This window comes from Agrobacterium sp. MCAB5 (genome assembly GCF_052114365.1).
Taxonomy (GTDB): domain Bacteria; phylum Pseudomonadota; class Alphaproteobacteria; order Rhizobiales; family Rhizobiaceae; genus Agrobacterium; species Agrobacterium tumefaciens.
The window spans coordinates 523,263-548,292 of sequence record NZ_JBFREP010000002.1; the positions used below are offsets into that span (position 1 = coordinate 523,263).

At 58.7% G+C, this 25,030-nt stretch carries 28 protein-coding genes, 1 tRNA gene and 1 pseudogene; 3 read left to right on the top strand and 27 right to left on the bottom strand.

Annotation, left to right across the window (positions count from 1 at the left end; all coding sequences use genetic code 11):
* Positions 1–33 precede the first annotated feature (33 nt).
* The 3 genes from AB4Z23_RS07155 to AB4Z23_RS07165 are packed head-to-tail and all read right to left on the bottom strand — an operon-like array spanning position 34 to position 1,438.
* Complete coding sequence (locus AB4Z23_RS07155; protein WP_035199704.1) at positions 34–609, bottom strand: DUF4865 family protein; 576 nt, start codon at positions 607–609, stop codon at positions 34–36.
* On the bottom strand, positions 606–1,040 hold the full coding sequence (locus AB4Z23_RS07160) for a cupin domain-containing protein (protein WP_080671296.1): 435 nt from the start codon (positions 1,038–1,040) through the stop codon (positions 606–608). The genes AB4Z23_RS07155 and AB4Z23_RS07160 overlap by 4 nt, the downstream gene beginning before the upstream one ends.
* Positions 1,037–1,438, bottom strand: coding sequence for a tautomerase family protein (locus AB4Z23_RS07165; RefSeq protein WP_019564945.1), 402 nt, complete (start codon positions 1,436–1,438; stop codon positions 1,037–1,039). The genes AB4Z23_RS07160 and AB4Z23_RS07165 overlap by 4 nt, the downstream gene beginning before the upstream one ends.
* A gap of 107 nt (positions 1,439–1,545) precedes the next feature.
* Here AB4Z23_RS07165 and AB4Z23_RS07170 point away from each other — a divergent pair, with 107 nt between their 5' ends.
* From AB4Z23_RS07170 to AB4Z23_RS07180, 3 genes are all read left to right on the top strand, one after another.
* Complete coding sequence (locus tag AB4Z23_RS07170) at positions 1,546–2,448, top strand: LysR substrate-binding domain-containing protein (protein WP_013761885.1); 903 nt, start codon at positions 1,546–1,548, stop codon at positions 2,446–2,448.
* A 147-nt stretch (positions 2,449–2,595) separates the two neighbouring features.
* Positions 2,596–3,051, top strand: coding sequence for an Lrp/AsnC family transcriptional regulator (locus AB4Z23_RS07175; protein WP_013761886.1), 456 nt, complete (start codon positions 2,596–2,598; stop codon positions 3,049–3,051).
* Positions 3,051–3,680 (top strand): LysE family translocator, encoded by a 630-nt coding sequence (locus tag AB4Z23_RS07180; protein WP_035199708.1) that lies wholly within the window; start codon positions 3,051–3,053, stop codon positions 3,678–3,680. Before AB4Z23_RS07175 ends, AB4Z23_RS07180 begins: the two co-directional genes overlap by 1 nt.
* Positions 3,681–3,718: 38 nt before the next feature.
* Here the strand turns inward: AB4Z23_RS07180 and AB4Z23_RS07185 are convergent.
* The 24 genes and pseudogenes from AB4Z23_RS07185 to AB4Z23_RS07300 form a co-directional block, all read right to left on the bottom strand.
* Positions 3,719–3,853: pseudogene (locus AB4Z23_RS07185) on the bottom strand (aldehyde dehydrogenase family protein); the annotation flags it as partial.
* Between the two features lie 36 nt (positions 3,854–3,889).
* Positions 3,890–4,972: an ABC transporter ATP-binding protein gene (locus AB4Z23_RS07190; protein WP_035199710.1), complete on the bottom strand. Its 1,083-nt coding sequence runs from the start codon at positions 4,970–4,972 to the stop codon at positions 3,890–3,892.
* Positions 4,969–5,769: an ABC transporter permease gene (locus AB4Z23_RS07195; RefSeq protein ID WP_035199713.1), complete on the bottom strand. Its 801-nt coding sequence runs from the start codon at positions 5,767–5,769 to the stop codon at positions 4,969–4,971. Before AB4Z23_RS07195 ends, AB4Z23_RS07190 begins: the two co-directional genes overlap by 4 nt.
* A 1-nt stretch (position 5,770) precedes the next feature.
* The gene (locus AB4Z23_RS07200) at positions 5,771–6,598 is read right to left on the bottom strand and encodes an ABC transporter permease (protein WP_370647636.1); all 828 of its coding nucleotides are present in this window, start codon (positions 6,596–6,598) and stop codon (positions 5,771–5,773) included.
* A 109-nt stretch (positions 6,599–6,707) separates the two neighbouring features.
* Positions 6,708–7,718: an ABC transporter substrate-binding protein gene (locus tag AB4Z23_RS07205; protein ID WP_026330721.1), complete on the bottom strand. Its 1,011-nt coding sequence runs from the start codon at positions 7,716–7,718 to the stop codon at positions 6,708–6,710.
* A 56-nt stretch (positions 7,719–7,774) separates the two neighbouring features.
* Positions 7,775–8,089: an NIPSNAP family protein gene (locus tag AB4Z23_RS07210; RefSeq protein WP_019564951.1), complete on the bottom strand. Its 315-nt coding sequence runs from the start codon at positions 8,087–8,089 to the stop codon at positions 7,775–7,777.
* A gap of 4 nt (positions 8,090–8,093) precedes the next feature.
* Complete coding sequence (locus tag AB4Z23_RS07215; RefSeq protein ID WP_065704548.1) at positions 8,094–9,560, bottom strand: aldehyde dehydrogenase; 1,467 nt, start codon at positions 9,558–9,560, stop codon at positions 8,094–8,096.
* A 4-nt stretch (positions 9,561–9,564) separates the two neighbouring features.
* The gene (locus AB4Z23_RS07220; RefSeq protein ID WP_035199716.1) at positions 9,565–10,605 is read right to left on the bottom strand and encodes an LLM class flavin-dependent oxidoreductase; all 1,041 of its coding nucleotides are present in this window, start codon (positions 10,603–10,605) and stop codon (positions 9,565–9,567) included.
* Positions 10,602–11,540 (bottom strand): flavin reductase family protein, encoded by a 939-nt coding sequence (locus AB4Z23_RS07225; RefSeq protein WP_035199719.1) that lies wholly within the window; start codon positions 11,538–11,540, stop codon positions 10,602–10,604. Before AB4Z23_RS07225 ends, AB4Z23_RS07220 begins: the two co-directional genes overlap by 4 nt.
* Entirely contained in the window at positions 11,537–12,382 is an 846-nt protein-coding gene (locus AB4Z23_RS07230; protein WP_035199722.1) for an alpha/beta fold hydrolase, read from the bottom strand. Before AB4Z23_RS07230 ends, AB4Z23_RS07225 begins: the two co-directional genes overlap by 4 nt.
* A gap of 11 nt (positions 12,383–12,393) precedes the next feature.
* Positions 12,394–12,996: an amino acid synthesis family protein gene (locus tag AB4Z23_RS07235; protein WP_003511499.1), complete on the bottom strand. Its 603-nt coding sequence runs from the start codon at positions 12,994–12,996 to the stop codon at positions 12,394–12,396.
* A 118-nt stretch (positions 12,997–13,114) separates the two neighbouring features.
* Positions 13,115–14,293 carry an iron-containing alcohol dehydrogenase gene (locus AB4Z23_RS07240; RefSeq protein ID WP_038494319.1) on the bottom strand — a complete coding sequence of 393 codons (1,179 nt, stop codon included), beginning with the start codon at positions 14,291–14,293 and terminating at the stop codon, positions 13,115–13,117.
* A gap of 97 nt (positions 14,294–14,390) precedes the next feature.
* Positions 14,391–15,122 carry an amino acid ABC transporter ATP-binding protein gene (locus AB4Z23_RS07245; RefSeq protein WP_025595347.1) on the bottom strand — a complete coding sequence of 244 codons (732 nt, stop codon included), beginning with the start codon at positions 15,120–15,122 and terminating at the stop codon, positions 14,391–14,393.
* Between the two features lie 29 nt (positions 15,123–15,151).
* Positions 15,152–15,841, bottom strand: coding sequence for an amino acid ABC transporter permease (locus AB4Z23_RS07250; protein ID WP_003511502.1), 690 nt, complete (start codon positions 15,839–15,841; stop codon positions 15,152–15,154).
* Between the two features lie 76 nt (positions 15,842–15,917).
* The gene (locus AB4Z23_RS07255) at positions 15,918–16,778 is read right to left on the bottom strand and encodes a transporter substrate-binding domain-containing protein (RefSeq protein ID WP_013761897.1); all 861 of its coding nucleotides are present in this window, start codon (positions 16,776–16,778) and stop codon (positions 15,918–15,920) included.
* Positions 16,779–16,962: 184 nt separating this feature from the next.
* On the bottom strand, positions 16,963–17,658 hold the full coding sequence (locus AB4Z23_RS07260) for a GntR family transcriptional regulator (RefSeq protein ID WP_003511504.1): 696 nt from the start codon (positions 17,656–17,658) through the stop codon (positions 16,963–16,965).
* Between the two features lie 144 nt (positions 17,659–17,802).
* Positions 17,803–18,687 carry a formyltetrahydrofolate deformylase gene (purU, locus tag AB4Z23_RS07265; RefSeq protein ID WP_003511505.1) on the bottom strand — a complete coding sequence of 295 codons (885 nt, stop codon included), beginning with the start codon at positions 18,685–18,687 and terminating at the stop codon, positions 17,803–17,805.
* A gap of 91 nt (positions 18,688–18,778) precedes the next feature.
* On the bottom strand, positions 18,779–20,086 hold the full coding sequence (gene glnT, locus AB4Z23_RS07270; RefSeq protein WP_003511506.1) for a type III glutamate--ammonia ligase: 1,308 nt from the start codon (positions 20,084–20,086) through the stop codon (positions 18,779–18,781).
* Positions 20,087–20,169: 83 nt separating this feature from the next.
* The gene (locus tag AB4Z23_RS07275) at positions 20,170–21,498 is read right to left on the bottom strand and encodes an FMN-binding glutamate synthase family protein (protein WP_003511507.1); all 1,329 of its coding nucleotides are present in this window, start codon (positions 21,496–21,498) and stop codon (positions 20,170–20,172) included.
* Positions 21,499–21,514: 16 nt separating this feature from the next.
* The gene (locus tag AB4Z23_RS07280) at positions 21,515–22,201 is read right to left on the bottom strand and encodes a GXGXG domain-containing protein (RefSeq protein ID WP_035200614.1); all 687 of its coding nucleotides are present in this window, start codon (positions 22,199–22,201) and stop codon (positions 21,515–21,517) included.
* A gap of 35 nt (positions 22,202–22,236) precedes the next feature.
* Positions 22,237–23,142, bottom strand: coding sequence for a class II glutamine amidotransferase (locus AB4Z23_RS07285; protein ID WP_019564960.1), 906 nt, complete (start codon positions 23,140–23,142; stop codon positions 22,237–22,239).
* 96 nt (positions 23,143–23,238) lie between these two features.
* Entirely contained in the window at positions 23,239–23,916 is a 678-nt protein-coding gene (locus AB4Z23_RS07290) for a helix-turn-helix domain-containing protein (RefSeq protein WP_035199727.1), read from the bottom strand.
* A gap of 296 nt (positions 23,917–24,212) precedes the next feature.
* Positions 24,213–24,575 (bottom strand): hypothetical protein, encoded by a 363-nt coding sequence (locus tag AB4Z23_RS07295; protein ID WP_003511512.1) that lies wholly within the window; start codon positions 24,573–24,575, stop codon positions 24,213–24,215.
* Positions 24,576–24,893: 318 nt separating this feature from the next.
* A tRNA-Ser gene (locus AB4Z23_RS07300) sits at positions 24,894–24,983 on the bottom strand.
* Between the last annotated feature and the right edge of the window lie 47 nt (positions 24,984–25,030).

A 25,030-nucleotide genomic window follows, 5' to 3' on the forward strand; every position in this document is an offset into this window, starting at 1 on the left:
GACGCAATACCCTTTGAGCCGGTGCGTGAGATATCATTCCGCTAAATGCAGAACCGACCCCAATGAGACGTGGCCAACAGTGTAGGTTTGCATTGTTTCAGTAACGGCCGGCACTGTCGGCCAGAGATTGAATTGTAGCAGCAGCCATTTTGTTGGATCGAATGCGGCTATGGCCGCGAGCGCGCCGGCCCTGATTGCTGAACGCGCGTCCGCGGTCGCCGTATCGCGTAGCTTGGCCAGATCAGAATGGGGCGCTATGGACCGAGCCTCCCGTGTGGCATATCGCGAAGCTGTAAGATCAGGTACGTGGTCGGCGTGCCAGACCAGCCATGTCTGCACCGATGGCCAGCCGAAGTCCCGTGTCAGAACCGCAAAACCTGGACCGGACAGGAAGCTGTCTATCCCTTCTGGCTCGTCCCAGAGATAGAACGGCGCGTAGAGATTTTCAGCACTGGTGAAGCCGGCATCCTGCTTTCTCGCCGAAAGATAGGCCTTGAAACGCAGGCGTGGAAAGCCATCGAGCAGCGGCCCCTTCTCCCTTATGCGCCGGTCTATGATCGCCATGTCGTAGCCGGCAGGCAGCGTGAAGCTGTATTGCATGGCGATCATGACGTGCTCTCCTCTTTTTTGACAGGTTCCATCCAGTGGACGGCAGTTCCACTCCTGACCGGCTGGACGCTGAGATAGCTGAAGGGACAGGACGGCGCGGCGCCATGCCAATGGGCTTCGCCGGGCGCAAACCACACCGCATCTCCGGCACGGACTTCACGCGGATCGTCACCCTTGCGTTGGATGAGACCGATGCCATCCAGCACGAAGAGAAGCTGGCCGCGCGGATGACTGTGCCAATGGGTCACGACCCCCGGCGGCACAAAAGCGCGCATTGCCGTCATCTCGCCATCGATCCGGCTCGATAACAGCATCTGGACGAGGAAGGATCCGCTGGAGATACCCTCAGGTGCAGCAACTATTCCGTCACCGGCTCGACGCACGCTCATGGTGGATGGACAGGCCGGTTGCATCTCGAAAAAATCGGTCATCGGCCACTCCCATCCGCTGGTGTGCCTGCTGAAACGCCTGATGCAAAGGACCAGTCATCAAACGTCGAGTTGACGATGGCGACCATCACATCCTCCGGCCTCACACCGGGCGACACCGCCAGGTTTTCGACGAGCCTCGCATAGAAGCGCGCCTTGGTTTCCGGCGATCGCGTCTTGCCGGTGGTGATATGAAAGAAAATGAAATCATCCGACCGAGGGCCGCCGCGATATGTTCGGTCGAAGATCAGTTCGCCCGGTTGGTGCTGGTGGATTGCAGCGAAGCGGTCGTTTTCCGGAACGTCAAAGCAGTCGACAAGCGCGCGGTCGAGACTGTCGGAAACCGCCTTGAGATAGTCGGTGGATTTGCCCGCAAGCAAAGATATTCGGGTGAAAGGCATGGATGCGCTCCGTTCAAGAGGATTGACAGCCACACTATGAAACGACATCATCATCCTGAAACTCAAATTATTCAGGACATTACGTCCTGATTTTAGGGACATTTAATTTGCGCCTTACCCATTTGGATCTGGACGCGCTCCGCAGTTTCGTGATTGGCATCGAGAGCGGGTCGTTCGCGCAGGCCGCAGACAGACTGGGGCGTTCGACCTCTGCGGTCAGCGCACAACTCAAGAAGCTGGAGGACCAGACCGAAACCGCTCTGGTGCGCAAATCCGGCCGGGGGCTGGCGCTGACCGAGAGCGGCGAAGTGCTGCTGTCCTATGCCCGCCGCATATTGAGCCTGAATGACGAGGCGATCAGCGCCGTTCGCGGGCCGGAACTCGCAGGCTGGATCCGCCTCGGGATTCAGGAGGATTTCGGAGAAACCGTGTTGCCGCAGGTGCTGGGCCGTTTCGCACGGGCCCATCCGCGGGTTCGGATCGAAGGGCGCATCGCTCGCAATAGCGAATTGCGGGAGAAGGTCGAGTCCGGCCATCTTGACCTCGCCTTGGCTTGGAATGACGACACGGCTTCGCCGGCTGAAACGGTTGCATCCATGCCACTGTGCTGGCTGGGCGCGGCGGAAACAGAAACTGTCTGGCAGACCGGCGGGAAAGAGCCGCTGCCACTTGCAGTCTTGGAAGCGCCGTGCCTTTTACGTAGCATTGCCTGCAACCACCTTGATCAACAGCGTATCGCCTGGCGCATTGCATTCGTCAGCCCTAGCCTCGGCGGGTTGTGGGCTGCGACAGCCGCAGGCCTTGGCATCGCACTTCGCACACCGTTCGGCCGGCCGCCTTCCGTACGGGTTCTCGATCCACTCACCAATGGTTTGCCACAACTCCCGTCGCTGGGGCTCAGCCTTCTTCGCTCCGGAAAAGACGAAAATCCAATCAGCGCCCATCTCGCCACGATCATCCGCCAAGCCTTGCAGGAAACGCTGCCGGAAGCATGGATAGTGCGACCGTAATCGCTGAAATAGCATGAGCTTCCGCCAAGATTACAGGCACGGCGAAGCTGCAGGGGATTCTTGGCTCGGTTTAAAGGCTTGCGCTCGATTCACAAAAATTCCGCATAATATCTTTCATTATCACAATAAACATGATTATCTGCGGAAATGGATTCAACAGACCGCAAAATCATCAGTCTTCTTGCAGAAGACGCCCGCCGCTCTCTGGCCGATATCGGAAATGTCGTGGAGCTTTCCGCTTCGGCCGTGAACGAGCGCATCCGACGCCTGACGGCCAGCGGGGCGATCCGTCGCATCACCGTTGATGCCGATCCATCCGCATTCGATTTGCCCGTGATCGCCTTCGTGTGGATCGCGTTGGCGCCGGATGCGGACGAGGCCGCGTTTCGTGTCTATGCGGCGTCGCAGTCCGCTATTGCGGAATGTCACCATGTGACCGGGCAGTGGTCCTACCTCGTCAAAGTTCACGTCGGGTCGCTGGCGGAGATCGAAACCTTTCTGGCGACAATGAAACAGAACGGGTTCCTTGCCCGTACCGAAACGATCATCGCCCTGTCTTCTGTCGTGCCGGGACCATTTATGCCGAAGGAAAGCGTGGACTGATGGAACTGATGCTCGTTTTGAAAAGCATTGTGCTGGGCCTTGCGGTCGCAGCCCCGCTCGGCCCCATCGGCGCCCTCTGCATCAACCGGACCCTTGAGCGCGGATTCTGGGCGGGAGTGGCAGGTGGCCTTGGGACTGCTCTGGCGGATGCCGTGTATGCCAGCCTCGCAGCGCTGGGCTTTTCCGCTTTCGCGGCGACCCTTGCGACAATCGATACGCCGCTCAAAATCGTCGGCGGCCTTTTCATGCTGTGGCTCGGCTGGAAAAGCCTGAGGCCCAAACCTCTGGCAGAAGCGGCCAAGGTTGGAGCGCGCGATCTGCTCGGCACCATCACCGCGACCTTTTTCCTGACGATCACCAACCCCATGACGATTCTGTCCTTTGCAGCAATTTTCGCGGGTCTCGGCCTTGCTGACGCATCGGGAGCGACGAGCGCGTTTTTTGTGGTCGCGGGCGTTTTTCTAGGGTCTTTATTGTGGTGGTTCATGTTGAGCGGCGGCGTTGCATTTGCCCGGCAGCGCCTTCCCACCACCTTTGCCCGCTGGGTTTCCCGCCTGTCCGGAGTGATCCTTGTCTTATTCGGGATTTTTTCCCTAGGTTCACTTGCCTGGGGCATGATGGCTCATTGAAATGCAACGGTTTTTTCTGCGGCTCCAACTTCTGGGAAAATCGGCGCTCCCTCCACGGCCGCATCGAGATCGGCGTCGTCGACGATGAAGGGCGCATTGCCGCAAAGTTCCAGTCCCAGTTTCTTGATGGTCGGCGCGCATTGCCGGTAGAGATGTCCTCCCGTGCTCGCCGAAGAGCATGGGATCATTAAGATGCATATTTCCGACCCTCAACAGAAAACCTGCGCCGACGCGGGATCGAAGGCCAGATGCACGAGATCACCACGGTTGAGGCCCGAAATCGCCTCATGGCCAAATGGCAGGCGCACGGCAAAGGGCTCTCCCGAACCTGTATGGGCGACGACATGGACGTTGTTGCCAAGGAAGGTGATATCGCTGACGGTGGCCTGAAAACCGGCGTAAGAGCCGGGCCTGTTGCGGCTGAGCTGTAAACGCTCCGGACGCAGCATCAGCGCCGCCTTTTTTCCCGGTGCAGCTTCGCCATGAACCGGAATATGGTCAAAGACGATATTCTGCCCGAGCGAAACCGTCGCCTTGCCGCCCGAGGCGGCGAGGAGATCGCAGGCGATGAAGTCGCTGTCACCGATGAATTCGGCCACGAAGCGGGTGGTGGGGTGAGCGTAAAGCTCCGGCCCCGTACCGATCTGGTCAATCACGCCTTTTGAAAACACCGCGATCCGGTCGGAAAGACGCAAGGCCTCTTCCTGATCATGGGTGACGTAAAGGATCGTTACTTCCGTCTGCTGGTGGATGCGACGGATTTCGAACTGGATTTCTTCCCTGAGCTTCTTGTCGAGCGCCGAGAGCGGCTCGTCCATCAGAAGAACCGGCGGATCATAAGCGAGCGCCCTTGCCAAGGCCACGCGCTGCTGCTGGCCGCCCGACATCTGCGCAGGCTTTCTGTCCTCGAAACCTTCGAGACGAACGAGCCTCAGCATCTCCTTCACCTTCGCATTGATTTCCGCCTTGCTCTTTCGGCGCACTTTCAGCGGAAAGGCGATATTCTCGCCAACAGACAGATGCGGAAACAGCGTGTAACGCTGGAAGACCATGCCGATATTGCGCTTGTGCGACGGCGTGGAGAGCAGACTTTCGCCGTTCAGCAGGATGTCGCCCGCCGTCGGCTGTTCGAAACCGGCCAGAATGTAGAGCGTCGTGCTCTTGCCCGAACCGGATGGTCCGAGAAACGTCATGAACTCGCCCGGCTGCACCTCGAGATTGACATCCTGAACGGCGACGACCGGTCCGTATTGCTTGGCGATGCCGCGAATTTGCAGGAGCGGTTTGGTCATGTTTTCAATCCTTTTCGGACAGCCGCGACAAGCAGCATGAGAATGATGGTCACCGCGATGAGAAGCGTCGATGCAGCGGCGATCACCGGCGTCAGATCCTGCCGCAGCGTCGCCCAGATTTTCACCGGCAGCGTCTGCAACGTTGGACTTGCCATGAAGATCGCCAGCACCACCTCATCCCAGGAAGTGAGGAAAGAAAAGATCGCGGCTGAGAACAGGCCATGGCTGATGGCCGGCAAGGTGATGCGGATTTTGGCCTGCAGCGGGCTCGCGCCGCATAGCACTGCAGCGTCTTCGATCGATTTATCGAAATCCTCGAGCGCGCTGGTCAACGCCAGAATGGAGAAAGGCAGCGCCACGACAAGATGGGCAATGACAAAGCCCGTAGTGGTGCCCGCAAGGCCGAGCTTCAGGAAAAAAGCATAAAGCGCCACCGCCAGCACCACGACAGGCAGGATCATCGGCGTCATGAACAAAGCCCGCAGACCCTCGCGCCCAATGAAACGCCCCCGCACCAGGCCGAAGGAGGCCACGAGGCCGATCAACACCGACAGGACTGTGACCATCACGGCGATACGCAGGCTTGTCCAGGCAGCATCCAGCCACCTCGGATCGGCAAAGAAATCCGCATACCATTTCAGCGTCCAGCCGGGCGGCGGAAAGATCAGCCATTGCGACGAGCCGAAGGACAAAGCAGCGATGAAGACAATCGGCAGGATAAGGAATGCCGCTGTCAGCACGGTGATTAAAAGGAGCAGCCACTTCCATGCGCCAAGGCTGTTGTAGTTCAAAAGCATGTCAGCGCCCCCCTGCCCCGGCCGCGCCGAAGAATTTCAGCTGGATTGCGTAAAGCGTCAGCGTCACCACCAGAAGCACCAGCGCCGCTGCCCCGCCCATGCCCCAGTTGACGAGAGACTGCACGAATTGCGCGATAAGCTCGGCCAGCATCATGTTCGCCGTGCCGCCCAGCAGCGCCGGGGTGACGAAATAGCCAAGCGACATGACGAACACCATCAGCGCGCCGGAGATCATACCGGGAGCGGCAAGTGGAATGAGAACGCGGGTCAGCGCCTGAAAGCGGGTTGCCCCGCACAGCGCCGCCGCCTGGAGAATGGCCGGATCGATCTTGCGGATGACGCCATAGAGCGGAATGATGATGAATGGCAGCATGATATAGGTCATGCCGATCGTGACGCCGGTCAGGTTGTTGACCAGTGCAAGCGGCTTGTCGATGATGCCAAGGCCCATCAGCGTCTTGTTGACGACACCCGTCCGCTGCAACAGCACCATCCAGGCATAGGTGCGTGCCAGAAGGTTGGTCCACATGGACAGAAGCAAAATTGCGAAAACGACGGAGGCAAGCCGCGACGGCATGATGGCAAGCGCCCACGCGACAGGAAAACCGATGACCAGCGTTACGAGCGTGACCAGCGCCGAGACCGCGAATGTATTGAAGAAAATCTTCAGGTAGGTGGAGCTGCCCAGCAATGCGGCGTAATTGCCAAAGCCCAGAACAGGCTCGGTAACGCTGCGCGACAGCAGGATGATAACCGGCACGACGAAGAACAGGGCAAGCAGAACGAATGCCGGCAGGGTGGCGGCAAAATTGCCGGGCCGGAAGGGCATCCGCACCTTCGTCTTCGGGCTTTCTGTTTCATCGGTAAGCGAGACCATGCCCAAACCTCCCCGGAGGTGAAAATTTGCGCGGGCGCTTTTGGCTGCCCGCGCCGTTGCCTTACTTGGCCTGCCAGGCGTACCAGCGCTCACCGATCTCGTCACGATGTTGCGCCCAGTAGTTCATGTCGGCATTGACCTGGCTCGCTGTCTGCTGGTCAGGCAGGGTCTTTGCCGTTTCCGGATCCATCAGCTTTGCGGATTCGACATTGACCGGGGCATAACCCGTGGCAGACGCCATATCCGCCTGCGCCTGCGCGGAGGTCGCAAGAGCGATGAACTTCATCGCCGCGTCCTTGTTCTTCGTTCCCTTGGGAACGACGAGAGAATCCGCTGCCGTGATGTTCTGCTCCCAGGAGGTCTCCACCTTCACACCGCTCTTCTCAAGCGCTGTCATGCGGCCGTTCCAGACGCTGCCGAAGGGTGCCTCCGCAGAAGCGATCAACTGCTGCGATTGCGCACCGCCAGACCACCAGATGATATCGGATTTGATCGTGTCCAGCTTCTTGAAGGCGCGATCGAGATCGAGCGGGTATAGCTTGTCGGCGGCAACACCATCGGCCAGCAGGGCTGCTTCGATCACACCCGGCGCGGACCACTTGTAAAAGGTGCGCTTGCCGGGGAACTTTGCCGTATCGAAAAGGTCGGCCCAGCTCTTGGGGCAGGCGGCTACAGCATCAACATTGCAGCCGATGACGAAGGAATAATAGAAGCTTCCGACGGAGTAATCAGTGACGAAACGAGGGTCTAGCTTCGTTTTGTCGATGACGGCGAAATCAAGCTTCTCCAGCAGGCCCTTCGGCCCGGCCTGCGCGGCGTAGTCGCCCTCCACGTCGACCACATCCCATGTCACGCCGTTCGCCTCGACCATGGCTTTCAGCTTGCCATAGTCCGTCGGGCCATCCTGAAGCACGTTGATGCCGGTCGCCACCATGAATTTTTCGGCCCAGGCCGCCTTCTGCGCGTCCTGCGTGGTTCCTCCCCAGCTGGAAAAAACCAGATCATTCGCCTGTGCGGATGCGCCCAGGGCGAAAATTGCTGCGCATGTCATCAATACCAGTTTCGATCTCATGTTCCCTTACTCCGTTTTAGAGCTTGTTGTTGGCATGCACTTCGCGGCCGGCAGATTCACTTCAGCGGTGAAAAAGGCGCCGGCTTCATGATCTTGTTTTCGGCGACTTCAATGAGGTCGCGGATCTTAGGCAGGAAAGACAACCAGCGTGGATCGGCCAGGAGCCGCGCGCGCCGTTCTTCGCGGTCATCCAGGCTGGAAAAAGCCCAGATGTGGACAATTTCATTGATCGGCCCGATCTCGGAAAAGAAGTAACCCACCAGCTCGCCCAGATGGCTTTTCTGGATTTCGATGCCTTCCTCCTCGACAACCCGAAGGTAGGCCGGAATGGCGCCGTTCTTCAGCCGGTAGGTGCGGATCTCGTAAAACATCGCGTCACCGCATCACGAATGGATCGGGGATCGGGTCATCGGAGGTTCTAAGCCATATGGTCTTCGTGCGCGTGTAATCGAGCGCTGCCGCAAGCCCGCCTTCGCGACCATCACCGGAAAGACCGAAACCCCCGAAAGGCGCAATCGGTGAGACGGCGCGATAGGTGTTCACCCAAACCACACCGGCACGGATCGCCTTCATCAGCCGATGGGCGCGCGTCAGGTTCTGCGTGAAGACGCCCGAGGCGAGGCCATAGACCGTGTCATTGGCCAAAGCGATCGCTTCCGCCTCGGTTTCGAAGGAAACAACCGAAAGAACCGGGCCGAAGAACTCCCTTTCCATGGACGGCGAACGAATGCCGTCACAATCGAGAATGGTCGGAGGGTAGAAATAACCAGCGCAATCCACCGCCAGACCGCCCGTCACCACCTTCGCACCGGCTTTTTCGGAAGCAGAGACCAGAGAGACAATATGCTTGCGCTGCCGCTCGGTCGCGAGCGGCCCCACTTCCGTTGCCATGTCCAGCGGCGAGCCGATGCGGATCGCCTCAGCCTTCGCCTTCAAAATCCCGAGGAAGCGATCCTTCACGCTTCTCTCGACGATCAGCCGTGATCCGGCAACACAGCTCTGACCGGTTGCCGCGAAAATTCCCGCGACCTGCGCATTGGCGGCGCTTTCGAGATCGGCGTCGGCAAAGACGAGGATTGGCGATTTGCCGCCGAGTTCGAGCGACGTGGAGGCAAGATTTTCGGCCGAGTTGCGAACGATGTGACGCGCCGTTTCCGGCCCGCCGGTAAAGGCGATATGGGCCACCTTGGGGTGTGTGGTGAGTGCCGTGCCGCAGGACGCACCGAAACCAGTGACTATATTGACGACGCCGGCAGGAAAACCAGCCTCCTGCACCAGCCGGGCGAACTCCAGAAGCGGCGCCGGTCCGTCTTCCGAGGCCTTGATGACGATTGTGCAGCCGGCAGCGAGCGCCGGGCCGATTTTAACGGCTGCCAGAAAAAGCTGGCTGTTCCACGGGACGATCGCGGCCACCACACCCACGGGTTCGCGCCGCAGCCAGACATCCATGTCCGGCTTGTCGATCGGCAGGTAGGCGCCCTCGATCTTGTCAGCCAAGCCCGCATAATAGCGATAATAGTCCGCGACATAGGCAATCTGCGCCGAGGTCTCGCGGATGATCTTACCGGTGTCACGGGTTTCGAGCTCGGCAAGCGTCTTTGCATTTTCGGCAACCAGATCGGCAAGCCGATAGAGCAGCTTGCCGCGTTGCGTCGCCGTCAGTTTCGACCAGGCGGCATCGTCATAAAGCGCCCGATGCGCAGCCTCTACGGCGCGGCTAATATCCGCTTCGCGGCTTTCCGGCATTTCTGCCCAAGGTTCACCGGTTGCCGGGTCGAGGCTCGAAAAGCTCGCCTCACCATCCTCGAAGCGCCCGTCGATGTAACATTGGAAACGGCGCATCATCTTACTCCTTGAAAGCCGGCATGACATCGGAAAGGAAGCGTTCCAGCGAGGCCTTCTTGCGCTCGAAGCTCATGCCGGTATCGATCCAGAAGGAATATTCGTCGTAGCCCATGGCCTCGTAGGCCTTAAGCCGGGTAATAACTTCATCGGCATCGCCGACAACGTTGTTCTTGCGCATGACATCACCGGAAAGCATGGCGTTTGCGGCAATCTCCTCCGGCGCAATACGCTCGATCAGCCCCTGATGAACGGGCTTTTCGTTTTTGAACCATGCAAAGAAGTAGTTGTAATAGACGCTCATCTCATGGGCCGCCTGGGCAATATCGGCTTCATCGGAACCGACATAGGTGTGGCGCAGCAGCATGATTTTCGGCCGCTGTTTATCCGGATTTTTCGCACAGGCATCGTTGAAGCGGCCCATCAGGGTTTCCACCTCGTCATCGCCTTGCCAGAGCGGCGTCACCTGAACATTGCAATCATTGGCGACAGCGAATTCATGCGAATTCGGATCACGCGCCGCCACCCAGATGGGCGGAAAAGGCTGCTGCAGCGGTTTGGGAGCCGATGTGGTGGCCGGGAACTTGAAGAATTCGCCGTCGTGGGTGTAGTCACCCGCCCAAACCCCTTTGACAGCCGGAATAAGCTCGCGCATCCGCTGGCCGGCGCCCCAGGCATCGAGGCCTGGAAGCAGCCGCTCATATTCGAACGAATAGGCGCCACGCGCGATGCCGATATCAAGACGGCCGTCACAGATCAGATCCGCCATCGCCGCTTCTCCGGCAAGCTTGATCGGGTGCCAGAAAGGCGCGATCACCGTTCCCGTACCCAGGCGTGCCGTCTTCGTACGCCGCGCCAGATCGGCGATCGTTACAAAGGGGTTGGGCGCTATGGTGAAATCCATGCCGTGATGTTCGCCGGTCCAGATGGCATGCATGCCACCACGATCGGCGATTTCGCAAAGCGTTACGAACTCCTCGTAGAGTGTCTTGTGGTCCTGGGAGGCGTCCAGCCGCTCCATGTGAACGAAGAGGGAGAATTTCATGGGTTTGGCCCCTTCATGGAGATGGGATGAACCTTGCCGGCAGTCTCGTTACCGACATAGACGCCGAAGTTGCCGATCGAGCTTTCCAGCACGAAACGATTGACGATATCCGCCGTAGCGCCGGAGTCGAATTTTGCTGAAGCCAGCGCGCCGGGCAACAGAAATCGGCCCTCGCGCGGCGCTTGATCGCCATCGGCAAGCGCGTGATAGACGACGTGTTGGCGCCCATCCGTCTTGTTCTCATAAACCGAGTAGAGAAATCCCGTTTTGACGGAGAGACCCGTCAGGTCTTCGAGACGTGATGTCAGCGCCGCGACCGGATCGCCGCTTGCCACGACACAACCGGGAAGCGACAGCACGTCGTCGCCAACGAGGTAAATCTCGCCGCGCCGTTCCAGAACGGCGCCCACGACGATATCGCCCTCTGCCGCTGCCGATACCGCCTTTGCAGCCAGCATCGGCGTGAAATAGCCGCCGCGCGCATAACCGAGACCGTTCAGGCCGCTATTGTCGAAAGCCTCGATACGGCCGAGCAGAATGACATGATCGCCGGCCTCGATAACCTCCTGCATCGAACATTCGAACCAGGCCGCGACGTCTGCAAAGACCGGGGAGCCCTTCGGCGCATCCAACCAGCTGGCGGTGGCGAAACGGTCTTCGACCGGCCGGGCGAAGGTGTTGGAGAGGTCCTTCTGGCTTTCCGACAGAATATTGACCGCGAAGTTTTTGGTGCCCGTCATCGTCGCGAAATTGCGCGAGCTACGGGCAAGGCAGATCAGCAGCAACGGCGGATCGAGCGAAACCGAGGTGAAGGAGTTGGCGGTAAAACCGATGGGCTTTCCTGCATCGTCCCGGGTGGTCACGATTGTTACTCCCGTAACGAAAGCGCCGAATGCATCGCGCAAAGCGCGCGGATCAAGGGTTGCAACAGTCATTGCGGCTCCTCCTCTAAAGCCAGCCATTCGGCCATCATTGCATTGACAGTTTCAGGCGCGGTCAGGTTGACCATATGCCGGTGCGCCTCAACGACGCGGGCGTAACCGCGCGGTGTGATCGCCGCCATCTGCTCGGCCATCAACGGCGTCGAATTGGGGTCGTCCGAACCCGTCAGGAAAAGAGCCGGGCAGATGACCGAGGGCCACCGATCCGCATAGGTCTCGTCGCCGCCCGCAAATGCGGTATAGGCAACCGCGTAACCTTCGGGATCGACCATTTCCAGCCAGCCCCGCGTCAACTCCCGCGCCTGCTGGCTCTTTGGATCGTCGCCGAACCAGCGTAACAAAGGGCCTTCCTTGTCCACGCCAGTGGTCCGGATGGCAGCCGCGCGTGCAAGAACCGCAGCCTTCGCGGCCGGATCACGGCGGTAGACGCCGTTCAGATAACCAACGCGCGCAATTCGATCTCCAAAGGTTGCAGCGGCACCGCCGGAAATCAGCGCACCCATGGAGTGCCCGGCCACATTGGCACGCGCGATCCGCATATCGTCAAGAAACCGGCCGAACCAGCCGACAAAATCCTTGAGCGAGCTGCCCGCTGGCAGGCGTTCACTGCCGCCATGCCCCGGCATATCTACCGCGATGACACGGTGCGTCTTTGAAAAGATTTCGATCTGCGGCTTCCAGGCTTCCAGCCGCATTCCCACGCCGTGGATGAGGATCAGGTCTTCACCGGCGCCTGCCTCGAAATAGGCCGCCCCGCCCTCGGTCACCTTGCGAGGGAGCACAGCAGCACCTGCCTTTGCAGCATTGACCCGTGACGTGGTGGCGGCCTCCTGCATTTGCATCACCCTCAAACGCCCGCCGGGTTGGCAACATCCTGACCGAGATCCTTCAGATCCTGATACCGGTCGCCGATGCGGTGATGAGGCCTGCCGCCGACTGAAGCACCGAGCGCCACGACGATCTCGTCGGCAGCCGGAGCATCGGGAACGGAGGTCTGGATAGTCAGGTAGTGCGAACGGCGGCCTTCATCGTTCTTGTCCATTAAGGGGATCATGATCGGCGCATTGCCGGGACCACGCGTATTGCAGAAGGCGAGATAGGACTTGGCACCCACAGCCTGACGATAGTGATTGCCGAAACGCAACGTGTGAATGAGCGCGGAGGCATGTTCGATCTCACCATCCAGCCCGACGACGGCCGCCTTGCCATAGGCCTCCACCGCTTCGCCGGAACCCACGGCATCAAGGATCATCTTCGTCAGGAGTTCGCCCAGCACCGGCGCACCGGCGTGGATTTCCGGTTTGAGATCATCCACGAAGCCTTTTCCAGCCCAGGGATTTTTCACGACCGCGATGGCGGTGAACAGCTTCAAAGGTGTCGCTGCGGCCTTGCCTCCTTCAATCAACGTTGTTTCGACCTGCAACAGGGTCTTACGGATCTGGATGGGCATAGGCGTTCTCTCCGATAAATATGATGTCTTATGGTATGCCATAATATGCAGGTGTCAAGTGGCGGAAGTCTGCGGCTTGAAGTTGTGAAAAATAACAATTCTTACAGGAGGTTATGGCTCAAGGCCCTTCCATGCGGCCGTCAAAGGCAAGTTCGTAAAGGCGCGTCATTTCCGCTGCCGTCGGAACCCGTGGGTTATTTGCCGGTGTGCCGGAGGCGAGGCCTTGCCGCACCATTTCCGGCAAAAGATCGAGATAGCGGGTTTTGTCGATACCGAATTCCTGCGGGGTCGGCACCTTCAACCGCCTGTTCAGGTCGATGAAAGCCTCCACCATCTTTGCGCCTGCAATCTGGTCACTGTCCGTCGAACTGGCGCAACCAAGTGCGCGGGCGGCGGCGGCATATTGCGGTAGAGCGGAATTCAACGAAAATTGTGTGACCAACGGCAGCACCATCGCATTCGACATGCCGTGCGGAACATGGAAAAAGGCACCGACCGGCCGGCTGAGGCCGTGGATCAACGCTGTGGATGTGTTGGAAACGGCAAGACCCGCATGCGTCGCCCCGAGCATCATCGCTTCGCGTGCTTCCCGGTTTTGCGGGTCGTTCGCGACTTTTTCGAGATTTGCCCCGATCAGTTTCAGCGCGGACAGCGCCAACGCCTCGGAATGGGCATTACCGTTGCGGTTGACCAGCGCTTCCAGCGCATGGGTCAGCGCATCTATGCCGGTATCGACCGTGACGCGGTAAGGGCAGGTCAGCGTCAGCTCGTAATCGATGATGGCCGCAACGGGCAAAGCGGCAGTGCCGAGGATGAGCATTTTTTCGCTGGCAGCCGTATCCGTCACGACGGCGGCGCGTGTTACTTCCGATCCGGTTCCTGCGGTTGTGGGTATGGCAATTACCGGCATGACGGCAAAATCCACGATCCTTGGAACTTTCAGCGCCCGCAGCTCTTCGCCACTGGTTGCAACGATGGCGCCTGCTTTCGCCGTATCCATGGCGCTACCGCCGCCGAGTGCGACGAGACCATCATGACCGCCCCCGGAAACGCGTTTCACCAGTGTGGCGATGGATATATCCGTTGGATCTTCTACGACATCCGCAAAAATGGCGGCATCGATACCCTCACCGCCAAGCGCCTGCAAAAGCGCATCCGCATGGCCGAGTTTCTGCATGACTGGATCGCAGACGAGTAGAGGGCGCTTCACCCCCAGAGATTTCAACAGTGACGGCAATCGGAAACGGCTGCCACCGCCGATGAGCATTTCGCGAGGCATCAGGACACGGTTTATCATTGCGGTTCTCCGCCACTATCATTCTGCGTTGTTCGGAACGGCCTAAGGCACACGATCTGAAGCGGGATTTCGCCATCCCGCTCCGGTCACCGTGGCGTCAATGCGCCAGGATTTTCGACAGGAACGAGCGTGCGCGATCCGTCTTCGGATTGGTGAAGAAGCTGTCACCCTCGCCGATCTCGACGATCTCGCCGCCATCCATGAAGACGATGCGGTCAGCCACCTTGCGGGCAAACCCCATTTCATGCGTCACCACCATCATCGTCATGCCTTCCTGCGCAAGCGAGACCATGACGTCGAGCACCTCGTTGATCATTTCCGGATCAAGCGCCGATGTAGGCTCGTCAAAAAGCATGGCGACCGGATCCATCGCCAGCGCGCGGGCGATTGCGACGCGCTGCTGCTGACCGCCGGAAAGTTGACCGGGATATTTCTTCGCATGCGCGGTAAGCCCCACCCGCTCCAGAAGGGCGTTGGCTTTGACCAGCGCCTCCGCAGGGGAGCGGCCGAGAACCTTCTCCTGCCCGATGCACAGATTTTCGAGGATCGTCATATGCGGGAAGAGTTCGAAATGCTGGAACACCATGCCCACTTTGGAGCGCAGCTTAGGCATATCGGTCTTGGGGTTGGTCACCTCAACCCCGTTGACGGTGATGATGCCGTTGCCGATCGTCTCCAGCGCATTGACGCATTTGATCAGCGTCGACTTGCCCGAACCGGACGGCCCGCAGATCACGACGACTTCGCCCTTGGCGACATTCAGGCTGCAATTGGTCAGAACCTGAAAGGTCGGACCGTACCATTTGTTGACGGATTGAAGTTCGATCATGCTGGTTGCTTGAGACATCGGACTTCTCCCTAGTGTACGTCAGCCGACATTGGGCCGTAGGCCTTGCCGAATCGTTTCTCGATACGGCGCTGGATGAGTTCCCAGGCGGTCGTCATGGCGAGGTAATAAAGGGCCGCAACCATGAAGAGCTCCAGAACGAGGAACTTTTCCTGGATAAGAACCTGCGTGCGGCGCAGCAGCTCCTCCATGGAAATGATGGAGGCGATCGACGTTGTCTTCAGCACGCCATTGACGGAATTGCCAAGCGGCGGAATGATGATGCGGAAGGCCTGCGGCGCAACTATGTAGCGCATCACCTGCGCCTCGGTCATGCCGATGGCGCGCGCCGCATTGATTTGGCCTTTGGGAACCGCGGCGATACCTGCCCGGACGATCTCCGACAGATAAGCGGCCTCGCAAAGCGACAGGCCGATCAGGGTGGACTGCAGAACCGTCAGCTTGATGCCGAGCTGCGGCAGGCCGGTATAGATGATGATGAGCTGCACCAGCAGCGGCGTGCCGCGAAATATCCAGGTGTAGAAATAGGCCGGTCCGGAGAGGAACCGGTATTTCGACATGCGCATCACCGCAATGACGAAGCCCAGCGCAAGACCCGCCGTCATGGCAAAAACCGTGAGGCCGAGCGTCACCATCGCCCCCTCGAAAAGATAATAATTCGTCAGGTATTCGAAGAAACCTTCCCAGTTCCAACCCTTCACGTCTTTCTCCAATTCATGCGGGAATGGTCGCGGCGAGAACTCTCCCGCCGCGCTGACAGTTCAGATGGAGGAGATTTCAGCCTTCCGGACCAAGAACGGCGAGGTCGCCGGGCGCGATGCTCACGCCATAACCACCCATCAGCTTTTCAAGCGAACCATCGGCCTTCATTTCCTTGAGAGCAGCAGAGACGGCACTGGCGACGTCCTTGCTTCCAAAGGAAAGCGAACCGGGCGTAGGGTACATGCCGGAAAGTGCATGCGTGAACTCGCCGCGATCCTGGTATTGCTTGGCGACAGGATCGATGGAGACCGCGGCCTGAACCTGACCTGCCCGCAGCGCCTGATAGACGGTCGCGTAATTGTCGAACAGGTTTATGGTCATCGGCGCAAGACCGCGTTTCTTGAAGTCCTCGTTCAATTCCTTGATCTTGCGCTCGGCATAGCCACCGATATCGGTGCTGACGGCCTTACCGGCCAGATCGTCCACCTTGGTGATGGGCTCGGATGCACCGACGGCCGTTGAAATGCTGATGGCGAGACTCTCATAGGGGATCATGAACAGGATCTTGCGCCGCTCCGCCGTCACGAACAGGCCGGCATTGATCATATCCCAGCGGCCGCCCTGCAGGCCCGGCACCATGGTGGCATATTCCGTGCTGATATATTCGGGCTTCAGGCAGAGGCGCTTGGCGATTTCATAACCCAACTCGATACGAAGGCCTTTGAGCACACCCTGTTGGTCGGCATAGGCCATGGGCGGCAATGTCGGGCTGGTCGCCATCACGAGATGGCCGGGCTTGATGAGGTGATCGTTGGATATTTTCGGCGTGCAGTCCTGTGCAACGGCCGCACCGGCAAGAAGACTGATGACAAAGCCCGCCAGAGAGGTTTTGGCGCGCACGGCTATGCATTTCCGGGAAATCGGATTCCAGTTCATATTAAGCTCCGCTCTTTATATTATTTATTATGGCATACCATCACACCAAACGGATTGCCCTGTCAATAAGCGGTCATTTGTTTTTCTAAATTATTGTAAAACAACCATAAAATCAAAAAACCGCAGAGCCTGCGGCCGCCAACTGGGCAACCGCAAGACAAGCAGAACGGAGCGCCAAAAACCGTCAGTCAGCCGTTTTTTGCGCGGTGAGAACGGCTTCGGCGATAGCGCATGCGCTGGTGACATGATCGAGAGCGGCTTTGTAAGCGGCGTCCCCGTCACCTTTCCGGATCGCATCGACGATCTTTTTCATCTGCGCCGGACCTTCGGTATCGCGGCTTTTCGTCTTAATCGTCATGGAGCGAAGATGGTTGATCCGCACCGTCAGCAAATTGACGACGCCCCAGGCGACATGCCGGTCGATCTTGCTGAACAGCGTATGATAAAAAGACGAGGTATGCGCGAGAACACCGGGCATATCCTTGGCAACGTAACTTTCGCGAATATGCTCGAGTGAAGCCTCAAGCGCCTCGACAATGGCGGGATCGCGACGCTCCGCACAAAGGCGCGCCGCCATTCCCTCCAGCGCACCGCGGATTTCGTAAATCTGCTTGGCCTCGGCGAGATCGAGCAGCGCAACCATCGGCCCCTTGTTCGGCAAATTCGCCACCAGCCCCTCGGACTCCAGATGCCGCAGGACTTCGCGCACGATGGTGCGGGAAACGCCCAGCTGGGCGCAGAGATCGCGCTCTACGAGGCGATCTCCCGGACGGAAGTAACCGTTCACGATGGCGTCGCGCACCTTGTCGAGCGCAAGCTCCCTCAGCGTCTTGGTCGGACGCTCAACGCGAATGGCAGTTCCCTGCAAAGCACCGGTCATGGTATCACCTCGTTTGGCACATCCCGCTTCCGCCCGCCGGGCGTGAAAACAGGTTCTGGCTCTTTATATTATGGCGTACCAACTTATTTAGCCGCGCACCATGTTTATGGCAACAGCGCGCGACCCGCTTGTCGCAATGCCGCGTCACCCCATCCGTTCCGATGCATAGCTGCCCGGGCTTGGCGGGAAGACCACGGTGCGGTTACCGTTGATGAAAGTACGGTGGTGGATATGGGCGTGGATGGCGCGTGCCAGAACCTGCGCCTCGACATCCCGGCCGAGCGAAACATAATCCTCCGCGCTCTGGGCATGGGTAATACGCACAATATCCTGCTCGATAATCGGACCTTCATCGAGATCGGCGGTGACATAGTGGGCCGTCGCACCGATCAGCTTCACGCCGCGCTGATAGGCCTGCTTGTAAGGGTTGGCGCCCTTGAAGGACGGCAGGAAAGAATGGTGGATGTTGATGATCTTCCCCGACATCGTCTCGCACATCCGGTCGGAAAGCACCTGCATATAACGCGCAAGCACGATCAGCTCGGTTCCGGTGCTTTCGGCAATATCCATGATCCGGGCTTCAGCCTGTGGCTTGTTTTCCTTCGTCACTGGAATGTGGTGGAAGGGAATATCATGATTGACCACCACTTTCTGGTAATCGAAATGGTTGGAGACGACGCCAACAATATCGATCGGCAAGGCCCCGATGCGCCAACGGTAAAGCAGATCGTTCAGGCAATGGCCGAAGCGCGACACCATCAGCAGGACCTTCATCCGCTCGGACTGGTCATGAAGCGCCACTTCCATGCCGAATTTCTGCGAGATCGGCATCAGTCCAGCCATCAAGTCGTCACGCTTTGCTCCCTCTTCGGAAATGAAGCCCACGCGCATGAAGAAACGGCCCGTACCGAGATCATCAAACTGCGAACTATCGACGATGTTGCAGCCTTTTTCAGCGAGAAAGCCTGAAAGGGCAGCGACGATACCTCGGGTGGACTTGCAGGTTACGGTCAGGACGAAGTTCGTCATCCGGCACTCTCTCTGTCATCGATACTGGAAAAACCCCGCGCTGTCTGACGAGCGCGGGGAAAAGCCGCGAGGGCGGCGGGGAAACCCGAACTCAAACGTCGAGCGTTGTCTGGTGCTCCCAGGCAGTGAATTGCGCGCAATAAGCGTTCCACTCGCCCTGCTTGAGCTTGAGATAGGCCTTTGAGAACTCCATGCCCAATGCCTGCTGCAGTTCCTCGTCCTTCTCGTATTCGCGCAGCGCATCGAGAAGATTGAGCGGCAGTTTCGGCGCATTCGTCACGGTATGACCTTCGCGATACATGTCTATATCGTGATGCGGACCGGGATCGGCCTGTGAGCGGACACCCGACAGACCGGCCGCAATGATGATGGCCTGGAGCAGATAGGGGTTCACGGCGCCATCCGGCAGACGCAGTTCGAAACGCCCCGGCCCTGGCACGCGAACCATGTGGGTGCGGTTGTTCCCGGTCCAGGTCACCGTGTTCGGCGCCCAGGTCGCGCCCGAGATGGTCCGCGGCGCGTTGATGCGCTTGTAGGAATTAACCGTCGGATTGGTGACGGCCGCAAGAGCGGAGGCATGTTTCATGATGCCGCCCAGAAACGTCTTGCCCTTTGCGGAGAGCCCGAAAGGCATTGCCTTGTCGGCAAAAGCGTTGACCTTGCCGTCCAGATCCCAGACCGAAATATGAGCGTGGCAGCCGTTGCCGGTCAGACCCTTGAAAGGCTTCGGCATGAATGTCGCGCGCAGCCCGTGCTTTTCGGCAACCGACTTGACCATGAACTTGAAGAAGGAATGTTTATCCGCCGTCTGGAGCGCATCGTCATATTCCCAGTTCATCTCGAACTGGCCGTTCGCGTCCTCATGGTCGTTCTGGTAGGGTTTCCAGCCCAACTCCAACATGTAGTCGCATATTTCCGCGATCACATCGTAACGACGCATCACTGCCTGCTGGTCGTAGCAGGGCTTTTCCGCCGTGTCGTACTCATCGGAGATTTTCGCGCCGTCCGGCGAAATGAGGAAAAATTCCGGTTCCACGCCGGTTTTGACCCGCAGCCCTTGCCCGGCCGCTTCCGCGATGAGCTTTTTCAAAACGACGCGCGGCGCCTGTTCCACAGGCTGGTCTTCCATGACGCAATCGGCAGCAACCCAGGCCACATCCTTTTTCCAGGGAAGCTGGATGACCGAGGAGGCGTCCGGCACTGCGAAGAGATCGGGATGGGCGGGCGTCAGATCGAACCATGTGGCGAAACCGGCAAATCCGGCGCCGCCCTTCTGCATATCGGCAATCGCTTCTGCAGGAACCAGCTTGGCGCGCTGGCCACCAAAGAGATCGGTATAACTGATCATGAAATATTTGATGCCTTTTTCGGCAGCAAACTTGGAGAGGTCCAGTGTCACGTCATTCCCCTTTTTTTGAATATCAGACACTTCATCGAAAAAGACGGCCACATCCTCCCAAATGCGCCCGTCCATTGTGTTTTTTAAAAGCTGCCTTTACCCGGGAACCAGTTTGTTCCCGCCAGCGGAACCTGCGCCATTGCCGCAGCCTCCATGGTCAGAGCCACCAGATCTTCCGGCTCCAGATTGTGGAGATGGTTTTTGCCGCAGGCGCGCGCGATGGTCTGGGCTTCGAGCGTCATGACCTTCAGATAGTTGGCGAGGCGGCGACCGGCGGCGATTGGATCAAGACGTGCGGCAAGTTCCGGGTCCTGCGTGGTGATGCCTGCGGGGTCTTTGCCCTCGTGCCAGTCATCATAAGCGCCGGCCGTGGTGCCTAGCTTCTGGTATTCATCTTCCCATTTCGGGTCGTTATCGCCCAGCGCCACCAGCGCCGCCGTTCCGATGGCAACCGCATCGGCACCAAGCGCCAGAGCCTTGGCGACATCCGCACCCGAGCGAATGCCACCGGACACGACCAATTGCACCTTGCGATGCATGCCGAGATCCTGAAGCGCCTGTACTGCGGGGCGAATACAGGCAAGCGTGGGCATGCCGACATTTTCGATGAAGACGTCCTGCGTGGCCGCCGTGCCGCCCTGCATGCCATCAAGCACCACCACATCGGCACCGGCCTTCACGGCAAGTGCGGTGTCGTAATAGGGGCGCGCACCACCAACCTTGATGTAGATCGGTTTTTCCCAATCGGTGATTTCGCGCAGTTCAAGGATCTTGATTTCCAGATCGTCCGGGCCGGTCCAATCAGGATGACGGCAGGCGGAACGTTGGTCGATGCCCTTCGGCAAATTGCGCATATTGGCGACGCGATCGGAAATCTTCTGGCCAAGCAGCATGCCGCCGCCGCCCGGTTTCGCGCCTTGGCCGACGACCACCTCGATGGCGTCCGCACGGCGCAAATCCTTGGGGTTCATGCCATAACGCGACGGCAGATACTGATAGACCAGCGTCTGGCTGTGGCCGCGTTCCTCATCCGTCATGCCGCCATCGCCCGTCGTGGTGGACGTGCCGGCAATGGTCGCGCCACGGCCGAGCGCTTCCTTGGCGTTGCCGGAAAGCGCGCCGAAGCTCATGCCGGCAATGGTGATCGGCGTTTTCAGCGTGATCGGCTTCTTGGCAAAGCGCGTGCCAAGGGTGACGGTCGTATCGCACTTCTCGCGATAACCTTCGAGCGGATAACGCGAGATGGACGCGCCGAGAAACAGCAGGTCGTCGAAATGCGGCACCTTGCGCTTCGTGCCTGCGCCGCGAATATCATAGATGCCGGTCGCAGCCGCACGGCGGATTTCCGCCAGCGTATGATCATCGAAAGTCGCGGACTTGCGCGGTGGGGTGAAGGGGTTGTGATAGCTCATCGGAAAATCCCTCGCCTCAATACGCGTCGGCGTTGTCGATGTTGAAATTGTAGAGCGTGCGGGCCGAACCGTAGCGTTTGAACTCGCTTGGGCTGACATCGGAGACGCCGGCTTTTTCAAGAAGCTCGGCAAGCTTTTCCAGATGTTCGGGCCGCATTTCCTTTTCGATGCAGTCGGCGCCGAGGCTTTTGACCGAGCCGCGCACGAAAAGCTTCGCTTCATAAAGGGAGTCACCCAACGCATCGCCCGCATCGCCGCAGACAACGAGGTGGCCCGACTGGCCCATGAAAGCGGACATGTGGCCGATATTGCCCTTCACGACGATATCGATGCCCTTCATGGAAATGCCGCAGCGGGAAGCGGCATTGCCCTTGATGACCAGCAGCCCGCCGCGACCGGTGGCACCTGCGTATTGCGAAGCGTCGCCCTCGATGACGACGGTGCCCGACATCATGTTTTCGGCAACGCCCGGCCCGGCCGAGCCGTAAACGGTGACGGTGCCGCCATCATTCATGCCGGCGCAATAATAACCGACCGAGCCGCGAACATCGACGATGACGGGGCTGTCTATGCCAACAGCGACGGCATGGTGGCCGCGCGGATTGACAACTTCGAATTCGGTGTCGTTTGTGCCCGAGGAAAGCCCATGGAGCGCGCTGTTGAGTTCACGCAAAGGCGTGTGGGAGAGATCGAAAACTGGCATGGATATGACTTTCGCAATATGCGCCGATGACGGTTTCACGCGGCCTTTTCATGGTCCCAGAAATAGACGGTCGCCGGCTCCGGCTCCCAGACGCGGGCATTTTCGATGCCGGGCAGATTGACCAGCGCGCGGTATTCAGAGCCGAAAGCGACATATTGATCGGTCTCGGCCATCACCGCCGGCTTGCAGGCGATGGGATCGCGCACCACGCCGAAACCGGATTTGGTGCCGACGACGAAGGTAAAGAACCCGTCGAGATCATCGAGCGCGCCGGTCAGCGCTTCGCCCAGATCCTTGCCCTTGGCCATTTCAGCCGTGAGATACGCGGCGGCCACTTCCGAGTCGTTCTGGGTTTCGAAGGTCATGCCCTCGCGTACCAGTTCCCGACGCAGATTATTGTGGTTGGAGAGCGAACCGTTATGCACCAGGCACTGGTCGGCACCGGTGGAGAAGGGGTGTGCGCCAAGCGTCGTCACAGCCGATTCCGTTGCCATGCGGGTGTGGCCGATGCCATGGCTGCCCGCCATGGAGCGCACGCCAAAACGGGCGACGACATCTTTGGGCAGGCCGGTTTCCTTGTAGATTTCCACGCTGTCGCCGGAGCCCATCACCCGCACATTCGGGCGGATGGCAGCCAGGACCGAGCGAATTTCCGTGAGCTTTGCCGATGGAATATCCAGGACCGCGTGGGTGCTTTTCACCGCAACCGAAGCTTCAACACCATTTTCCTTCAGCGCTTCGGCAAGGCCCGAAAAATCGGCGACGGGATCGGCTGACTGGATGGTCACTTTTGCCCGGCCATCGGCAGCGCTTCCATAGATCGCGATGCCGGCGGAATCCGGTCCCCGATCCGTCATGGTCACGAGCATGTCCGAAAGCAGCTCACCCAGCTGCGGTTCAAGGCTTTTGTCCTTCAGGAATAGTCCAACAATGCCGCACATCGACAGGCACCTCCATTCGTTTCTGAATGAAGAGCTAGCATATGGAATTCCATCTCGTCAACTATCAGGAATATTTTTTTCTTCTAAGGCAACTTTTCAATCATTTGTCAGCCGCCTTTGCGGATAGGAAATGATCGACAGATAGCGAGCGGGAAGCTTCACCAGTTCCTCCGGGCCGTGCGGCGCATCAGCATCAAAAAACAGGCTGTCACCCGCCTGCATGGTGAAAAGCTGCTCGCCGTGGCGATAAACCACCTCTCCCTCCAGCATGTATAGGAACTCCATGCCCTCATGCTGGAAGGTCGGAAATACATCCGAGTCCGTCGTCAGCGTGATGAGATAGGGCTCGACGGTGACGCCGCTGGTATTGTTGTCGATATGGCCAAGCAGGCTGTACTGATGGCCGGCGCGGGTGCCTCTACGCTCGATGTTCACCCCTTGGCCCGCCTTGACGAAGGTGGCGCTGCGCGGCTCCTCGAAGCCACGGAAGAACGCCGTGATCGGCACGCCAAGCGCCTTTGAAAGCGTCTGCAGCGTGGTGAGGGACGGCGAAATATTACCGTTTTCGATCTTTGAGAGCATTCCCACCGATACACCGGTGGCCGATGCGAGATCGGTGACCGTGATGCCCAGCTTCTTGCGATAGGCACGCACCTCATGGCCGATCGCCATTTCGAGATTATTGACCCTCGGCTCGCGAACCGCATGCGGGTCCTGCGACAAAAGCGCAGGCTCGGTCTTTGTGCTGTCCTTTGCCATGTGATCCTCCAGCATAACGTGTTTTCCCTTCTTTAAAGGAAAACTATTTTAATTCAGAGGAAATTTTTACATCGCAGCATCGGTAAAGCCTGCGGAAGGTCAGTACGTCACCCTGCCATCGGAGAGGTCAAAGACGGCACCAGTATAGAGGCATTTCAGTGGACTACGGACACGCGCTGTCCATCGTAGTCTTACGCAGATATTGAAGCTCACCTCTAACACGCCGCCAAGCGGTGCCAAGAATTACCCGGCACCGCTGGATTTCGAAAGGCCCTTCGACCAGTCAATGGCAAGAACCGTTCCTGCGGAGTTCAGGCTTCGACCAGCTCGCGAACATCATCAACGAGAAAATGCACGATCACATAGCGCGTCGTGTATTTCTGACCGCTATCGGACACGCTCTCGACGCTGCCGCCGTCGGAGGGATGCCATTTCTGATAGTGAGGATTGTTGGCGATCAGCGTAATCGCCTTGCCCGAAAACCTGCCGGTCAGCCGATAGCGAGCCTCTGCAAGATGCCAAATCTTTTCAAAATCCTGCTGGCTGATGCGGGCTTTCAAAGCCTTCTTGGATATCGTTTCTTCGGGCGAACTGTCGTCGTGTGCCCCCGATGGAATATGCAGGTCAACCTCTTCCGCGCCGTCCAGCAGAAAGGCAAATTCGTCTGGCCACATCCGTCTCACGTATCGCTCCTCCCAAAGCTTATCGTCCTACAACACAATTATGATAGCGCCTCTGCCGTAAGAGGCAATGGCGGATATCAACGAGCACTTGCCGGCATCCCAATTTTTCGGGAGCGTGGCCATGTGGGCCTCCAACAGGTGCTGAAGATCGCGGGTGGGACGCAACGAAATGGAAGCCAACGGCTATCTCAACCAGTCTGCCTCCGCTGGCGCAAAGCGGCACCGGCTTCGCTAGCGGACTGCAGCATCAAAGCGACCAACGAATGAATCAGGCTATCTCGGAAAAATCTTACGGCTCAGCGTAAATTATGGCGGAGAGGGTGGGATTCGAACCCACGATACCCTTGCAGGTATGCCGCATTTCGAGTGCGGTGCATTCGACCACTCTGCCACCTCTCCGCATGCGCGAACGCTTGCGTTGCGCGCTCCTCATAAACATCAATGGC

Excerpts from the sequence above, each read along its gene's own strand:
- AB4Z23_RS07155 (WP_035199704.1), bottom strand. The coding sequence starts at position 609 with ATGATCGCCATGCAATACAGCTTCACGCTGCCTGCCGGCTACGACATG.
- AB4Z23_RS07160 (WP_080671296.1), bottom strand. The coding sequence starts at position 1,040 with ATGACCGATTTTTTCGAGATGCAACCGGCCTGTCCATCCACCATGAGC.
- AB4Z23_RS07165 (WP_019564945.1), bottom strand. The coding sequence starts at position 1,438 with ATGCCTTTCACCCGAATATCTTTGCTTGCGGGCAAATCCACCGACTAT.
- AB4Z23_RS07175 (WP_013761886.1), top strand. The coding sequence starts at position 2,596 with ATGGATTCAACAGACCGCAAAATCATCAGTCTTCTTGCAGAAGACGCC.
- AB4Z23_RS07180 (WP_035199708.1), top strand. The coding sequence starts at position 3,051 with ATGGAACTGATGCTCGTTTTGAAAAGCATTGTGCTGGGCCTTGCGGTC.
- AB4Z23_RS07190 (WP_035199710.1), bottom strand. The coding sequence starts at position 4,972 with ATGACCAAACCGCTCCTGCAAATTCGCGGCATCGCCAAGCAATACGGA.
- AB4Z23_RS07195 (WP_035199713.1), bottom strand. The coding sequence starts at position 5,769 with ATGCTTTTGAACTACAACAGCCTTGGCGCATGGAAGTGGCTGCTCCTT.
- AB4Z23_RS07200 (WP_370647636.1), bottom strand. The coding sequence starts at position 6,598 with ATGCCCTTCCGGCCCGGCAATTTTGCCGCCACCCTGCCGGCATTCGTT.
- AB4Z23_RS07205 (WP_026330721.1), bottom strand. The coding sequence starts at position 7,718 with ATGAGATCGAAACTGGTATTGATGACATGCGCAGCAATTTTCGCCCTG.
- AB4Z23_RS07210 (WP_019564951.1), bottom strand. The coding sequence starts at position 8,089 with ATGTTTTACGAGATCCGCACCTACCGGCTGAAGAACGGCGCCATTCCG.
- AB4Z23_RS07215 (WP_065704548.1), bottom strand. The coding sequence starts at position 9,560 with ATGCGCCGTTTCCAATGTTACATCGACGGGCGCTTCGAGGATGGTGAG.
- AB4Z23_RS07220 (WP_035199716.1), bottom strand. The coding sequence starts at position 10,605 with ATGAAATTCTCCCTCTTCGTTCACATGGAGCGGCTGGACGCCTCCCAG.
- AB4Z23_RS07225 (WP_035199719.1), bottom strand. The coding sequence starts at position 11,540 with ATGACTGTTGCAACCCTTGATCCGCGCGCTTTGCGCGATGCATTCGGC.
- AB4Z23_RS07230 (WP_035199722.1), bottom strand. The coding sequence starts at position 12,382 with ATGCAGGAGGCCGCCACCACGTCACGGGTCAATGCTGCAAAGGCAGGT.
- AB4Z23_RS07235 (WP_003511499.1), bottom strand. The coding sequence starts at position 12,996 with ATGCCCATCCAGATCCGTAAGACCCTGTTGCAGGTCGAAACAACGTTG.
- AB4Z23_RS07240 (WP_038494319.1), bottom strand. The coding sequence starts at position 14,293 with ATGATAAACCGTGTCCTGATGCCTCGCGAAATGCTCATCGGCGGTGGC.
- AB4Z23_RS07245 (WP_025595347.1), bottom strand. The coding sequence starts at position 15,122 with ATGATCGAACTTCAATCCGTCAACAAATGGTACGGTCCGACCTTTCAG.
- AB4Z23_RS07255 (WP_013761897.1), bottom strand. The coding sequence starts at position 16,778 with ATGAACTGGAATCCGATTTCCCGGAAATGCATAGCCGTGCGCGCCAAA.
- AB4Z23_RS07260 (WP_003511504.1), bottom strand. The coding sequence starts at position 17,658 with ATGACCGGTGCTTTGCAGGGAACTGCCATTCGCGTTGAGCGTCCGACC.
- purU (WP_003511505.1), bottom strand. The coding sequence starts at position 18,687 with ATGACGAACTTCGTCCTGACCGTAACCTGCAAGTCCACCCGAGGTATC.
- AB4Z23_RS07275 (WP_003511507.1), bottom strand. The coding sequence starts at position 21,498 with ATGAGCTATCACAACCCCTTCACCCCACCGCGCAAGTCCGCGACTTTC.
- AB4Z23_RS07280 (WP_035200614.1), bottom strand. The coding sequence starts at position 22,201 with ATGCCAGTTTTCGATCTCTCCCACACGCCTTTGCGTGAACTCAACAGC.
- AB4Z23_RS07285 (WP_019564960.1), bottom strand. The coding sequence starts at position 23,142 with ATGTGCGGCATTGTTGGACTATTCCTGAAGGACAAAAGCCTTGAACCG.
- AB4Z23_RS07290 (WP_035199727.1), bottom strand. The coding sequence starts at position 23,916 with ATGCTGGAGGATCACATGGCAAAGGACAGCACAAAGACCGAGCCTGCG.
- AB4Z23_RS07295 (WP_003511512.1), bottom strand. The coding sequence starts at position 24,575 with ATGTGGCCAGACGAATTTGCCTTTCTGCTGGACGGCGCGGAAGAGGTT.